This window comes from Psychrobacter submarinus (assembly GCF_904846685.1).
Lineage (GTDB): Bacteria > Pseudomonadota > Gammaproteobacteria > Pseudomonadales > Moraxellaceae > Psychrobacter > Psychrobacter submarinus.
The window spans coordinates 110,884-125,573 of the sequence record NZ_CAJHBQ010000004.1 but is presented as its reverse complement, the minus strand read 5'-3'; the positions used below and the strand labels follow the sequence as shown (position 1 = coordinate 125,573).

At 45.5% G+C, this 14,690-nt stretch carries 13 protein-coding genes; 5 read left to right on the top strand and 8 right to left on the bottom strand.

Annotation, left to right across the window (positions count from 1 at the left end; all coding sequences use genetic code 11):
• Nucleotides 1-74 precede the first annotated feature (74 nt).
• From JMY03_RS11350 to JMY03_RS11330, 5 genes are all read right to left on the bottom strand, one after another.
• Nucleotides 75-983: a haloalkane dehalogenase gene (locus JMY03_RS11350; RefSeq protein WP_025646206.1), complete on the bottom strand. Its 909-nt coding sequence runs from the start codon at nt 981-983 to the stop codon at nt 75-77.
• A 242-nt stretch (nt 984-1,225) separates the two neighbouring features.
• A complete protein-coding gene (locus tag JMY03_RS11345) occupies nt 1,226-1,801 on the bottom strand; it encodes a hypothetical protein (protein ID WP_201603796.1) in 576 nt (191 codons plus the stop codon).
• Between the two features lie 55 nt (nt 1,802-1,856).
• Nucleotides 1,857-2,453, bottom strand: a complete 597-nt coding sequence (locus JMY03_RS11340; protein WP_201603794.1) for a hypothetical protein — start codon at nt 2,451-2,453, stop codon at nt 1,857-1,859.
• 131 nt (nt 2,454-2,584) lie between these two features.
• Nucleotides 2,585-2,842 (bottom strand): YheV family putative metal-binding protein, encoded by a 258-nt coding sequence (locus JMY03_RS11335; RefSeq protein ID WP_201557462.1) that lies wholly within the window; start codon nt 2,840-2,842, stop codon nt 2,585-2,587.
• Nucleotides 2,842-5,037: a M3 family metallopeptidase gene (locus tag JMY03_RS11330; protein WP_201603792.1), complete on the bottom strand. Its 2,196-nt coding sequence runs from the start codon at nt 5,035-5,037 to the stop codon at nt 2,842-2,844. Before JMY03_RS11330 ends, JMY03_RS11335 begins: the two co-directional genes overlap by 1 nt.
• 467 nt (nt 5,038-5,504) lie before the next feature.
• On the opposite strand from JMY03_RS11330, the gene JMY03_RS11325 reads away from it, so the two are divergent.
• The 3 genes from JMY03_RS11325 (at nt 5,505) to JMY03_RS11315 (ending at nt 8,653) form a co-directional block, all read left to right on the top strand.
• Nucleotides 5,505-6,617 (top strand): AOC03_06830 family ribosome hibernation factor, encoded by a 1,113-nt coding sequence (locus tag JMY03_RS11325; protein ID WP_201603790.1) that lies wholly within the window; start codon nt 5,505-5,507, stop codon nt 6,615-6,617.
• Nucleotides 6,618-6,797: 180 nt separating this feature from the next.
• Nucleotides 6,798-7,553 (top strand): endonuclease/exonuclease/phosphatase family protein, encoded by a 756-nt coding sequence (locus JMY03_RS11320; protein ID WP_201603788.1) that lies wholly within the window; start codon nt 6,798-6,800, stop codon nt 7,551-7,553.
• A 110-nt stretch (nt 7,554-7,663) separates the two neighbouring features.
• Nucleotides 7,664-8,653, top strand: coding sequence for an NADP-dependent oxidoreductase (locus JMY03_RS11315; protein WP_201603786.1), 990 nt, complete (start codon nt 7,664-7,666; stop codon nt 8,651-8,653).
• 144 nt (nt 8,654-8,797) lie between these two features.
• Here JMY03_RS11315 and JMY03_RS11310 read toward each other — a convergent pair whose 3' ends face one another.
• From JMY03_RS11310 to JMY03_RS11300, 3 genes are all read right to left on the bottom strand, one after another.
• Complete coding sequence (locus tag JMY03_RS11310) at nt 8,798-9,439, bottom strand: alpha-ketoglutarate-dependent dioxygenase AlkB family protein (protein WP_201603784.1); 642 nt, start codon at nt 9,437-9,439, stop codon at nt 8,798-8,800.
• An 11-nt stretch (nt 9,440-9,450) separates the two neighbouring features.
• On the bottom strand, nt 9,451-10,383 hold the full coding sequence (locus tag JMY03_RS11305; protein WP_201603782.1) for an alpha/beta fold hydrolase: 933 nt from the start codon (nt 10,381-10,383) through the stop codon (nt 9,451-9,453).
• A gap of 74 nt (nt 10,384-10,457) precedes the next feature.
• Nucleotides 10,458-12,371, bottom strand: coding sequence for an ABC transporter ATP-binding protein (locus JMY03_RS11300; protein WP_201603780.1), 1,914 nt, complete (start codon nt 12,369-12,371; stop codon nt 10,458-10,460).
• Between the two features lie 279 nt (nt 12,372-12,650).
• Between JMY03_RS11300 and JMY03_RS11295 the strand changes: the two genes are divergently transcribed.
• Both JMY03_RS11295 and JMY03_RS11290 read left to right on the top strand, forming a co-directional pair.
• Complete coding sequence (locus JMY03_RS11295; protein ID WP_201603778.1) at nt 12,651-13,550, top strand: EamA/RhaT family transporter; 900 nt, start codon at nt 12,651-12,653, stop codon at nt 13,548-13,550.
• A gap of 206 nt (nt 13,551-13,756) precedes the next feature.
• Nucleotides 13,757-14,647 carry a fructose bisphosphate aldolase gene (locus JMY03_RS11290; RefSeq protein ID WP_201603776.1) on the top strand — a complete coding sequence of 297 codons (891 nt, stop codon included), beginning with the start codon at nt 13,757-13,759 and terminating at the stop codon, nt 14,645-14,647.
• The last annotated feature ends 43 nt before the right edge of the window (nt 14,648-14,690 follow it).

Below are 14,690 nucleotides of genomic sequence, written 5' to 3'. Positions count from 1 at the left end.
CAGTAACTCTTTACTCGTATATGACAACATAAATAAAGAGCGCTCTGCGGCAGGTTTATCGAGAGTATATCCTACTATGGGTTGTCAGCGATGAACTGTGCTAATAACTCAGCTATATGCTCACCTTGATCTTCTTGCAAAAAATGACCGGCGTTAGCAATTGTAGTATGCTTTTGACCTTTGGTACCTGGTATCAGCTTTTGCATAATTTTATCTCCGCCTGCAGTCACAGGGTCGGAGTCCGCAAATAGAGTGATAAAAGGCTTAGTCCATTGACCAAGCTTGCCCCAAGCGGCGCGGTTAGCCTCTGAGGCGGGATCATCAGGCGTCGTTGGCACTAGTATAGGGAACTGCCTTGCGCCTTCTTTGTAGGTCTCATTAGGGAAGGGCGCGTTGTATGCATCTATGGTTGCCTGTGATAATTCAGTAGTTGTACCGCCGTTGATGATACCGCCAACATGAAACTCTGGCGTGTCCTGTGAGAACTGCTGCCACTGACGAAAGCTCTCACCAGGGTCATGATCGCCGGTGGGAAGCATGGTGTTGCCAGCCGCGACTCTCGCAAAGCGCTCAGAGTTATCCGCGACAAGTCGTAGCCCAATCAGACCGCCCCAATCTTGACAAAACAGAGTGATATTTTGCAAATCTAGCTGCTCCACTAGCGATTGCATCCAGTCAACATGGCGCTGATAAGTGTAGTCGGTACGTGAGGCCGGCTTGTCCGAGCGCCCAAATCCTGGCAAGTCCGGCGCGATAACACGGTGTCCCGCTGCGGTCAGAATCGGTATCATTTTGCGATACAGGTAGCACCATGACGGCTCACCATGCAGTAGTAATATAGGGTCAGCGTCTTTATTACCTTCATCTAGATAATGTACGCGCAGCTCGCCGCCGTCGCCATCAGCAACCATCAAATAATTTGGCGCAAAATCGAAGTCAGGTAGATTATCAAAATGCGAGTCGGGAGTTCTGAGGGTTTTCATAGACAGTCCTTTTGTCAGAAAATTATAATACTGTAGATCGCGACGCTTTATATCAAAATGCTTTAAGTCGCGGCATTCGTCGCCGCTTAACGACAGTCTCGCTCGTCGCTTTAGTCATTAAGTAGTAAACACTATTTTTTAGCATATTTTGATTTTACTGTACAGGGTATTTTACAAAACACGCTTTGAACACGGGTGATGAGTCAAAGTTATACAACAGCCACTTTGTAAAGTAGCCTCCTTTATAGCGAAAGGCTCTTAGGAGTATGCACTGCAATACGCAATTTAGGGAGGGCTTGCAAGTGCTGATTAATCAAGGGTAGAACCACTGAATGCCAATCCAAAGGAATCTGTGTTGTCTCTGTCGTCAGACCAGTACGGTTAGGTTCAGTCCTATTAGCAGAGCTAGAGGCGAGGAGGGGACGCGCTAATAAAGCGGCTTTGCGGACGCCTTGATAGCGAATTAGTGGCATCAGCTGCTGTTGCAGATCTATCAAGGCTGCAGTGAGCCAGCGGGTGCGAGCAGAATGATAAGGGTGGTCAGAGATGACTAAATTGGCAATGTAGTTTGGCTGGTTACCATTATGCGCGGCGCTAAGACCGGCAAGCTCACGTTGACGCTTGTGTAGTAAGCAGCTGCCAACCATTAGGCTGCCATCACGGCACGCGCGATGGTAGCGCTGATAGTTATCAGGATAAAGCGTCTTGCAGCGCGTTAATACTGGGTCTAACAGGATGCCGGCGCTATTGACGGGTAAGATAAGGACTTGCGCGTTACTGTTCAAAATAGGCGTATGGGTTTGCTCGATAGTAGCCATGACGATAGTCCTATTGTTGATAGCTTTGATAAGTCAGCGCTTACTAACTAGATTATCATTGAGCCGCTTGCTCTGCTTCTAATTCAGTGATTTGTTGTTCGAGTAATTCGATCTGCTGCGCTTTCATTTGCGTCAAGCTCTTAGTCATCTCAATTTGCTCAGCATCGATGTACTCTTGCTCTTTTAGGCGCTGATGCTCATCCGCTAAACGGTCGATCTCTTCTTTGGCGAGCGTATCAGTCTCTGGTATAGGTGCATCGATAATAGCCTTCGAGCTCGGTATGGCTACATTCGATTTATTCTCAGTGGCATTATCTTTACTAGCGCTCAAATTTTCATCAACAATACTGTCATTGCTAGAGCCATTAATAGCATCATTATCACTCTTGGTATCCGACTCGATAATAGCATCTTCTGCGCTAGGGTCTGTACTAGGGTCGGCAGAGCGCGCCGCATCACTTTGCTGGGTTATGGTTGGCGGCGCGACCATAGGTGCGACTGTGGTATCAGAAGAAGGCTGCGACCAAAACAGATAGCCAATGATAAGAATAGGCAAAAGTAATACCGCCACTAGCCATTTTTTATGACGTGGTTTTGCAGACTGGTGTTTTTTGCCTTTGCTAAAGGTAGAACGTGGTTTTTTGGAAGTCATACGCTTGCCAGTGGCTACTAGAAGTCAGGTGGCTATACTATAACAAAACTATAGCAAACTAAAAGTAAAAAGCCTATCGATTGATAGGCTTTAAGAATAAAGACAGAATTATAAAATACTTATTGCTGCGTTCAAGGTTTGAACTTGACTGTACCACGAGTGCCAGTCGGCATAGCATCGCGTGCTAGCTGATCCTCAAGATGGTTTTTTGCGCTGACCTCATCAGAATCAGGGCGACGCTCGCTATGATCGCACTGGGTGCATTCGATATATTCATCCGCTTCCGGAACGAATATATTGACTTGCACAATAGCATCTAGCGCCTGACATTTAGGACAGCGCACCCCTGCCAAAAATCGGCGTTTAGGGCGCTCAGATTGATAACGCATTAGCCGGCCTCATTTGATATCTGTGTATTGGCAGCTTTGCTATCTATCATGTCAAAACCGCTATGGCGCAGTAAAGCGTCAATACTCGCGCTGCGACCACGGAAGTTCTCGAAATTGGTTTTAGCAGGCAAGCTGCCTCCTACTGACAGTATGGTATCGCGAAACGCTTTGCCAGTACTGGGATTAAAAATACCTTCTTCTTCAAACTTACTAAACGCATCAGCAGATAATAGCTCAGCCCATTTATAAGAATAGTAACCCGCCGCATAGCCGCCTGCGAAGATATGGCTAAAGCCATTGGCAAAGCGGTTATAATCAGGCGTATCCATGATAGCGATATCGGCGCGTACCGCATTTAGTGTCGCTAAAACTCCTTCGTAATCGGGCGCGGGCGTTTGCGCGTGAATGAGTAAATCAAACAAAGCAAACTCGACTTGGCGCAGCGTTTGCATACCGCTTTGGAAGTTTTTGGCGGCAAGCAGGGCGTCAAGTTTGTCTTGCGGTAGCGGCTCGCCCGTCTCGACGTGACTGCTAATAAGCGCAATCCCTTCAGAGTCCCATGCCCAGTTCTCCATAAATTGGCTCGGCAGCTCGACGGCGTCCCATTCCACACCATTGACGCCGGCCACATCGCCGACGCTCACTTGTGTTAGCAAATGGTGCAGACCATGACCGAACTCATGAAATAGGGTCAATACTTCATCGTGAGTGAGTAAGCTGGGTTTACCGGCGAGGGCTGGTGTAAAGTTACCGACCATAAAGCACACAGGCAACTGCTCATAACCCTCATTATCATAGCGATAGCGCGCTTGGAAGCCACTCATCCAAGCGCCGCCGCGCTTACCACTGCGCGCAAACAAATCGAAATAAAACCCACCAATCAAGCTGTCATCGCTATCGAATAGCTGATAAAAGCGCACGTCATTGTGCCAAAGCGAAGCGGACGTATTCGCGTCATTATCCGCTGAGTCTTGCTCAATAACGGTGATGCCATAAAGTCGCTCAACAATGGCAAATAATCCCTCAATGACTTTGGGTAAAGGGAAATAAGGACGTATGGCTTCTTGGGATAGATTGAACTTATTTTGCTTCACTTTTTCGGCGATATAAGCGTTATCCCAAGGCTGTAAGTCGGTAATACCATACTCTTTGGCACACTCTTGTAACTGCGCTAGATCTTGCTGGGCAACGGGCGTTGCCTTGGCTGCTAAGCTGCGTAAAAACGTCTCGACCTCAGCGACGTTATCCGCCATCTTCGTCGATAGTGACACCTCGGCATAGTTATCAAAGCCAAGCAGCGCCGCTTTTTGTTCGCGTAGCTGTAGGATGTCACTCATGATATCGGCGTTGTTTAACGACTCGCCTTTGGCGTTGGTATGAGTATCAAACTCTGAGGCGCGTGTGACATAAGCTTTGTATAAAGTTTCGCGGAGCTGACGATCATCGGCGTGTGTCATCACGGCTAAATAAACAGGAATATTGAGCGTCGCCACATAATAAGGCGTCGGCAGTGCATCGATTTCAGCTTGCGTTAGCTTATCACAGGCCAGCTGATGAGCCTTATACTGCTCGCCTGCATCGGCTAGCAGACCAAGACCGCTCTCCGTTACCCCTGCCAATTGCTCATTTTGTAGAGGCAAAGCATAAGCTTGGGTTGCATCCAAGATGTGATCGGAGAAAGTGGCGGACAGAGTCGATAGCTTGCTTTGAATAGCGGCAAACTGCTCTTGCTGCGCTTTTGGCAGCGCTACCCCTGATAGCTCAAACCTTTGTAGCGCCAAAGCAATCGCCCGTGTGCGCGCAGGCTCAAGCTGAGAGTAGAGCTCTGTATCCTCAACGATCGCTTGGTAGCGCTCAAAAAGCGGCTTGTGCTGCCCAACACGAGTACCATAAGCCGATAACATCGGTAGCAACTCGTGGTGCACGTGGCGAATATCATCATTACTCATCACGCTATTAAGATGCGACAACACGCCCCAACTACGATCTAGTGCTAAATTAATATGATCGAACTGCATGATATCATCAAGCGCTTGTTCCGCGCGTATCGGGGTAGAGTCTTGGTCTTGAGAGGCACTGAGCTGATCCAAAAAGTCATTGGCTTCATCGATAGCTTTCGTGACTTGTTGTTGTAAATGATTAGGCGTTGCTGCAGGAAAATCAACAAGGTGCAAATGGGTCGCTAAAGCAGTCATAAAAATATCCAAAGTAAGGGTTAAAAATAGGTATAAGATAAAAGATGGGTATGTTTGGTGGAGAATGCAAGCCGCAAGCTTTTATGGCTATGGCGAATTATAGCGAGTGTTTTTCGCATACTATGTCATGGCTCTGATGCTATAGCTCATGCCCAATAAGTCGATATGTTAATGACGTCCTGCTATTGGCACGAACGCTTATTGCTGCGTTTTTGATGGGATTGAGCGATAGCCAGCGGTATGATGAATCTAGGATTTATTTTAATTTGCTTACAAAGCCTTATCATTTGCTTGCAAAGCAACCATATAGCTTATAGAGTGAAATTGCTAGCATCATAATTGTTAAGACAACAATCACTTAAAGATAAACACTAAAAGACAATCACCAATAGAAAAGCACTGAAAGACTAGCACTAAAAAACAAAACTACTAGAAAACAAACGATAATAAAATAAGGAGCATGATTTATGAAAGCGACGCTTAAGAGTTTACGCGAAACCAAAGCAAACCCTGCGGTAAGTATTTTTGTCAAAACCCACCGTGAGCATCCTGCAAACGAAAAAGATCCTATTGCCCTAAAGAACCAACTAAAAGTTGCCGAAGACCGTCTAAATAAAGAATATGATAAGCAGACCGCAACAACGATTTTAGAAGGTATTCACGCCAAGATAGATGAATTAAATCATAATTATAACCTCGATACTCTAGCTATCTTTGCAAGTACAGATGATGTACAAGTGGTGCGTATGCCTATAGATACGACTGAGCGGGTAGTCATCTCCGATAGCTTTGCAACACGTGATTTAGTCCGTGATATGGCAAGCGCAGTACACTTTTATGCGGTGGTCATTACTCGTGATATGGCGCGCTTGATTGAAGCCTCTAATGATCGCGTAGTAGCAGAGTTTCAGCCTGAGGATGATAAGCAAAACAATATGGAAAACATACCTTTCCCTATTGATAATAACGGCTTATACATGACTAGCGATGGTGGTTCGGATCGTTCATCAAATAACGAAAGCAGCCATCTAAAAGAGTTCTTTAACCAAGTCGATAAAAGCGTACAAGAGCTATGGGGTGAGCATAAGCTACCTCTAGTTATCGTCGGTGACGCAAAAAATATCGGTTACTATAAAGAAGTCTGTGACCGTCCTGATAATATCATCGCTACAGTATCCAATGTGACCAATCTAGATGATGGTAGTGCTCAGCATATCATCGATAGTGTGCAAGAGTCGGTTGAAGAGTATCGCAGCTCCTTACATACTGAGGCGATGGGCGAGATTGACAAAGCACGCGGTGCCAGTATGCTACAGACTGACCTACAAGAAGTCTATCGCAGTGCCTTTCAAGGCGCCGGCGAGACCCTATATGTGCGTCGTTGGTACATCCAGCCAGCTAAGATTGACGAAAAAGCGCAGTCTTTAACCCCTGTAGATGATGCATCTGGAGAAGGGGTTACTGATGATGCGATTGGCGTTATCATTGAGCACGTTATGCATAACGGCGGTGATGTTATCTTCTTACCTGAAGAGATTATGGGTGAAGATCAGCCGATCGCTCTGGTTACTCGCTACTAGTCAGCGTCCATGAAGTCATGATTAATGAATAAGTCATGGCTATAAAGCGTAAATAGATCTAAACAGAGCATTGGTTCGCTACGGATCAATGCTCTTTTATCTTAACCCTATGGTTAGGTAGTGGTTTCACTATCAATTTATGAGACCCACCCCTTTTCTTAGCTCAAGAATGCCAACTCTATGACTACACAATCTTTTATTTTAACCAGTTACAACATTCATAAAGGCATGTCGCCACTGAATCGGCAGGTCAAAATGCAAGGTATTGCCCAAGCATTAGAGTCCATCGGTTCTGATGTACTGTGCTTGCAAGAAGTGCAAGGGCAAAATCTCAAACGCAATATGCAATACAATGAGTATCCCGATCAGTCGCAGCATGAGTGGTTTGGTGAATATCTGCAACTACAAAACAGCTATGGCAAAAACTCAGAGTACGAAAACGGTCATCACGGTAATGCAGTATTAAGCCGCTTTCCATTAGATCCTAAACACAATGTCAATATTACGGTGAATAAACTGGAGCAGCGCGGGGTACTACATTGCGAAGTACAGCCTTTAGGGTGGGAGAAGCCAGTAGTTATCTTGTGCGCGCATTTGAACCTCTTTGAGCGCGATAGAATTAAGCAGTACGAAGCGATTAGTCAATATATGCGTAACGAGATCGATGATGATCAGCCGCTTATTTTGGCCGGCGACTTCAATGATTGGAAGCGGATGTCTTGCGATAGACTAGCTTCTGATCTAGGCATGGTAGAAGCGTTTAGACACTGTCATGGCAAGCTGTCTCCAACCTTTCCTGCTAAGCTGCCAGTACTCAGTCTGGACCGGATATATGTGCGTAACCTAAAAGTCAAAGACGCGTGGGTGCACACTGGCAAGCCTTGGTCTACCTTGTCTGATCATCTACCGATTAGCGCTGAGTTTACACTGGTTTGAGCGTATATATAGCCGATACGAAACAGTATAGGCTACTACTGATCGAAAAATGACAATCATTTAAGAATAACGAGCACCTAAAATAAATCGAAAACACAAGGAAGATAATTATGTCTACTGTCTCATTACCTACTAGTCAACATGCCGTTGTCATCCGTGAATTCGGCGAGCCTGAAGTTATGAAGTATGAGGAGGGTATCGATGTTCCTCAGATTGACAAAGAACAAGTATTAATTAAAGTGGCTTATGCCGGTATCAATCCGGTTGATTATAAGACTCGTCAAGGTAAAGGCTGGGGCGCTGACAACATTCAAAAAAATCAATTCGATCATAATCAGCCGGCTATCCTAGGTTTTGATGTAGCAGGAGAGGTGGTCAAAAGTAATAGCGCTGATTTTGCGGTAGGTGATAAAGTAGCTGCGCTAAGCTTTGATGGCAGTTGTTATGCCCAGTACGTTGCCGTTGATAGCAAACTACTGGCTAAAGTTCCGGACAACGTCAGCTTGGAGCAAGCAGGCGCTTCGCCTTGTGCCGGACAGACGGCGCTACAGTTTGTGCAGTTTGCTGATATAAAGGCAGGCGAGCATGTAGTAATGAATGCGCCAGCAGGCGGTGTGGGGCAGCTAGTCGTGCAGTTATTGATGAAAAAAGCGGCGCAAGACAATATCAAGCTTACCGTGATTTGCTCGCCTGAGAAGTATGACAAGCTTGATCGTTTGATTGATAAAAGCAAGCTTGCCGGCTGGATTGACTACACCGAAGATAAGGCTTTTCCAGATCTACAAGCCGATGTATTACTCGATTTAGTCGGTGATGATGCTGGGGTAAAAGCACTAAGTACCCTGAAATCTGATGGCCGAGTTTATGTATTGCCTACTATCTGGGTGGATAAACTCAAAGCCGCTGGCAGTGAGGCACTCACTATCGAAGGTTATGCGGTTAAGCCTAATGGCGAAGATATGGCAAGCGTCTTGCAGCAAGTTGCTGATGGTACTCTTAAGCTGCATATTCAAAACAGCTATCCTTTATCAGAGACGGTAGCGGCTCATACTGAGCTGCAAAAGGGCGATACCTTTGGCAAGATCGTCTTAGAGGTCTAAGTTTAAAGCAACCATAATCAGTATAAGTACAGCAAAGCTAGATAAAGAGAGCCTTTATCTAGCTTTTTTAGATCGTCAGCAAAGCTAAAATTATCGCTATCGAAGTCGTGTTTCTAACTAAACAGTAGTAGCTGTTTTAGCCCGTTAGTTTTTATCATCAAGGATCATACGTCGAAATGTCAGACTAATTCGGCCTTCGCTGACCGTTTTAGTCTTAGTAATAGTGTGCTTCCAGTGGCTTTGGGTTTCGCCATGCATGACAATCAACTGCCCGGACTTAAGATAAAGCTCGACTTTGACGGGCTTATTTTCATGCCTATTCTTTTTATGTTTAAAAACAAACTTACGGGTAGCGCCTAGTGACAATGCCGCGATGATAGGCTGACTCCCTAGCTCCTTTTCGTCATCGGCATGGTAGCCCATACCTTCACTACCGCTCGGATAGTAGTTGAGCAAGCAGGAGTTAAAAGTCACAAAGATACCAATGCTAGCTAATTGCTGCTCAACAAGCTGTTTCACGTGAAACACAGACTTTGTCCAAGGTACAGCTTGCCTTGTGTGACCCGAATACTGATAGCTCAAGCCCTTATCTCCCATCGAAACGATTTGCCGCTTGGTGATATGTGTTTTACCAAATAAAGTGACGATATCGGCCTGCCAAGGCAGCTCATGCAATAAGGTCTGATAGAGGGTGTCGCTATCTTTGATTACCACACCGAAATCATTAACCTTACCGTCATAAGGCAAGAGATTATCAGTGGGATGTGGCGTGAATAGATCCATCATAAGCTAAAATTTTAACGATTAATTCCACGATTAAACTGTTGCACAATAACCTCAGCGCACTGCTTTGGAGCTTCTACAGGCAATAGATGGCCGTTCTCTGGCATGATATGCAGCTGATTGGCAGGAACGAACTTTTTCCAATTACGGCGCACTTTATCATTGATAAAAATAGTCGGCTTACCAATAATAAGCTGGTAGGGGACAGCTGTTTTAGCCAGTTTTTTCAGCGCACCATCAATATAAGGAATACCAAAATAGTTGGCAATCTCTTGCTTAGGACTAAAGATAAAAGTATAACGATTATCTGCTTGCTGAATTAAGCTTTCTTTGGCAAATAAATACAGGTCATTATCAGCGATACGCCGATAAGCGTTTTTTTCACGTAGACTATCGTAGTACTCATCGATACTGACCCAAGTTGCCTTTTTGGTTAATGCGCTTTTGAAGGGCTGGCGCTTTAGTTTGATACTGCGAGGTATCAGCTTATAAAGCAGCGCTTGTGATTTGGTAAAAGTGACAGGCTCGATAAGGTACAGCTCAGAGAACAAATCAGGGCGTTTGGCGGCGGCCATAGCGGTAGCGGTAGCACCTTGCGAATGACCAATACCGATGACAGGACCGTCTTGAGTCTGCTCCAAAAATTTGATCAATAAATCAGCATCTTGCTCACGGGTTAACACTTTTGCTTTAGGTTTATCATACCAATAGCCGCGCATAGCAAGCGCGCTGATATCAAAATCTGTGGCAAGCTCCGACAATAGCGGCTTGTAATTACCTACCGTAAAGCCATTACCTCCATAAAAATGCGCTTTGGGGCGAGCAGAGCCACGTTTAGTGGACTCATTTAAATTGCCCGAAACCAAATCGTTTAGAGTCAAATTGCTTAGAGTATAGTAACGCGCTTGCTTATTATCCAGAGTAATACGTTTAGCAAATTCTTCCATGATGCTAGAACCTTTTTATCATAAGAATTAAGTTTAAATCGTTTTGTTTTAGGGCTTAAGCTTGCAAGCCAAAATTAGCTCTCTGCGCCCAAAAACCCGCCACTTTGGCGCTGCCAAAGCCCAGCATAAACACCGTTTAATGCTAGCAGCTCTTCATGACTGCCTTGCTCGATAATACGCCCGCGATCCATCACCACTAGCCTGTCGAGCGCGGCGATAGTGGAGAGGCGATGGGCAATGGCGATAACGGTTTTGCCAGTCATGATGTCGTTGAGACTCTCAGTAATAGCAAATTCAATCTCAGAGTCGAGCGCGCTAGTGGCTTCATCTAATAATAAGATCGGTGCATTTTTAAGCATGACGCGCGAGATCGCGATGCGTTGGCGCTGCCCGCCTGAGAGTTTAACGCCGCGCTCACCGACTTGGGTATCAAGGCCGGTATTGCCTTTATCATCATACAGATCTTTGATGAAATCCCAAGCCTGCGCTTGCTTAGTGGCAACAATAATCTCTTCGTCAGAAGCATCAGGTCGACCATAAGCGATGTTTTCGCGGACTGTACGGTGCAGTAGAGAGGTGTCTTGCGTGACCATACCGATCTGCGCACGTAAGGAGTCTTGCGTGACTTCATCGATCGCTTGGCCATCAATACAGATCTTGCCGCTATCGACATCGAAGAATCTCAACAGTAGGTTGACTAAGGTTGATTTACCCGCGCCTGAACTTCCGACGAGACCGATTTTTTCTCCTGGTTTAATATCTAGATAAAAATTATCTAACAGTTTTACTTCTGATTTGGTTAAAGCGCTGGAAGGCTTAATCTCATCGATGCGCTCGCCTTCAATATCCGTCACATTCTCACTCTCATAGCTAAAGTCGACATGATCAAACACGATATGTCCGTCTGTGACTTTGAGCTCCTGCGCATTCGGCGCATCAACGATAGTTTGCGGAGCAGATAGGGTGCGCATGCCGTCTTGTACCGTACCGATACTCTCAAACAGACTGGCCGTTTGCCACATAATCCAGCGTGTTAGACCATTTAGACGTAGCGCCATTGCTGTCGCCGCGGCTATAGCGCCGACACCGACCGCGCCTTGTTGCCACAGATATAGCCCGATACCGGCGGTGCTACTGACTAAAATGACGCTGATAAGATGGGTGGAGACTTCTAGATAGCTGACCCAGCGCATCTGCGCGTGTACGGTGCCCAAAAACTGCCCCATGGCATTTTTGGCGTAGCCTAACTCCCGGCGCGAATGGCTGAACAACTTCACCGTCATGATGTTGGCATAAGCATCAGTGATTCGTCCTGTCATTAAGGCGCGGGCGTCGGCTTGTACGATGGCTGTGCGTTTGAGCCTAGGAATAAAAAACCAAATAGCTAGCGCGACCAAAACGAACCAAACGACAAAAGGAATCAGTAATAAGCTATCTAAGTTAAATAAAATGACGCTAGTAGTAATAAAATAAACCGTGACATAGGTAAACATATCAGCAACGGTGAGCACCGTATCGCGCACGGCGAGTGCGGTTTGCATCACCTTTGCTGAAACGCGGCCTGAGAATTCATCTTGATAAAACTGCATCGATTGACCCAGCATGCGCTGATGAAAGCGCCAACGCATCTGCATCGGAAACACGCCTTGCAAGGTCTGAAAGTGGATGAAAGATGTCAAAGCAATCCACACCGGACTTGCAAGCATGACAGCGAGCATTAGCAGTAGCATATCGCCTTTTTCAGCCCATAGCATCGCCGGCGTATAGATACCAAGCCAATCGACGATATTGCCGATCCAGGCAAATAGCATCGCTTCATAAACGCCAATGCCTGCCGACAAAATGACAAACAGCAGTAGCCAGCCGCGCAGACCTGTCGTACACGCCCACAGAAACTTTAACAGCCCATCACGAGGTGAGGGCAATGGCATAGGGGTGTCAGGAAAGGCGGATAAGCGGTTTTCAAAAAAACGAAATAGTGCGTTCATAAGTAATAGCAGTACATAAGGATGGTGTAGTAAAAGAAGCGTAGCCTAAATTGACACTGAGATGGGATGGCTAAATTGGGCTCTATTTTAACAAACTTAGCACTCTCTCTTGCTGCCTAATTGTAATTTGTCTACGCCGCTACTGGTGATATGACCATAAAATAGACCGAGTCAAAATTAGCCATTGCTAGTTTAGAAATATATGGTTACATTTAGTCTTTTATTATAAAAGACGGTATCACTGTATCGCTAGATAACAAAAACTAAGGGTTAGAATTGATGATTTATTTAATTATAGCGGTGCTATGTAGCGTTGCTGTTTCTGTACTGCTAAAGGTGCTACGCCAAAAAGATATCGATATTCGTCAAACGATTGTCGCCGGTTACCCTGTTGCCTTTTTACTCACTCTAGTCCTGCTCAAACCTGATGTCAGCGCTATCAGTACGCTTGGCGGCGCATGGGGCATTATCATCGCCCTTGGTATTCTACTGCCGCTCGTTTTTGTTATTCTTGGCCGTGCTATCTCAGCGGTAGGTATGGTTGCCACGGACGCCGCTCAGCGCTTATCACTGATTATTCCTATCATCGCCGCTTTTTTATGGTTCGGTGAAGTGCTGACAGGGACACGTATCTTTGGCCTAATGCTGGGTTTTTTAGCGCTAGGCGCGCTGGTGTATCGCCCGCAGTCTGTAGCTAATGGCAAAGATAACCATAACGCCGCTGCTTCTTTGACTGCGTCTGCTCATCAAGGCAAGGCGCTGTCCAAAACGCCACTATGGTTATTTGGCGTGTGGGCAGGCTACGGTATTATTGATATCTTATTTAAGCAAGTAGCGAAGCAAGGCGCGGCTTTTCCATTGACGTTATTTGTTAGTTTTGGCTTAGCAGGATTGTTGTTATTTATCTATTTACTGATCACTCGCGTGCGCTGGCAAGGTAGTGCCTTGCTCGCAGGGCTGCTACTTGGCGCATTGAATATGGGTAATATCTATGCTTATGTACGTGCCCATCAGGTACTGTCTGAGTCGCCTAGTATTGTCTTTACCGGAATGAATGTTGGGGTCATCACTGTCGCGACTTTAATAGGTGTTGGCGTGTTTAAAGAGCAGCTGAATCGTATTAACATGCTGGGCATCATATTAGCGATCAGCTGTGTGGCAGTATTATTTCTAGCTTAGAGCGTTTTTAATACCCCTTACAGGCTTTGATATTTTTGCGCTCGTTTTACATTGCAATAATAGGCACGTCGCTTGTGCTATGGTAAGGTAATTTGTAAACTATTTGGCTTGTTATCTGACACTTATATAGCCGTCTATAGTGTTATGAGCGCTCGCTTAACCTTTATCTTTTTTGATTTTACTCACAACTATAGGATGCATTTGCAATGGACTATCAAAAACAACTAGAAAAAATAAAAAACGGCACAGGCTTTATTGCAGCTCTTGATCAAAGCGGTGGTAGTACGCCAAAAGCGCTAGAAAACTACGGCGTTACAAGCGCTGATTATAGCAATGATGAAGAGATGTTCGATCAAGTACATCAAATGCGCGCGCGGATTATGACTTGTGACTGCTTCGATGATAAGCGCGTTTTAGGCGCGATCTTGTTCGAGGACACCATGGAGCGTGAGGTTGAAGGTAAACCGACTGCAAATTATCTTTGGGAAGACAAAAACATTGTGCCGTTTTTAAAAGTAGATAAGGGCTTAGCGGAGCAGATGAGTGGCGTACAGGTCATGCGCCCGATGCCAAACTTAGACTTACTACTTGATAAAGCCAAAAAGTATCCGATATTTGGCACGAAGATGCGTTCGGTCATCTATGAGCCTAGCGTCGATGGTATCGAAAAAGTAGTGCAGCAGCAGTTTGATGTCGCTAAGCAAATTATCTCTAAAGGCTTTATGCCTATCATTGAGCCAGAGGTCAACATCGATAGCGCCGAAAAGCATGAGTGCGAATTGTTATTAAAAGCGGACATCTTACGTAACCTCGATCGTCTAAATGACGATCATCAAGTGATGCTGAAGCTGACCTTGCCAGAAGAAGGCGGGTTTTATCAAGAGCTGATTGACCATCCAAAAGTGCTTAAAGTAGTGGCGCTCTCAGGTGGCTATAGTCGTCAAGATGCTTGTAATAAGCTTGAAGAAAACCCTGGTATGATTGCCAGCTTCTCACGTGCTTTTACTGAAGGCTTGAGTAAGCAGCAAAGCGATAAAGAGTTTGCCGATACCATTGATGCCTCTATCGATAAGATTTATAAAGCATCACAGATCTAAGCACTCTTAGCAAGTGAATTGCCTATTAAAAAAGCGCTACTGA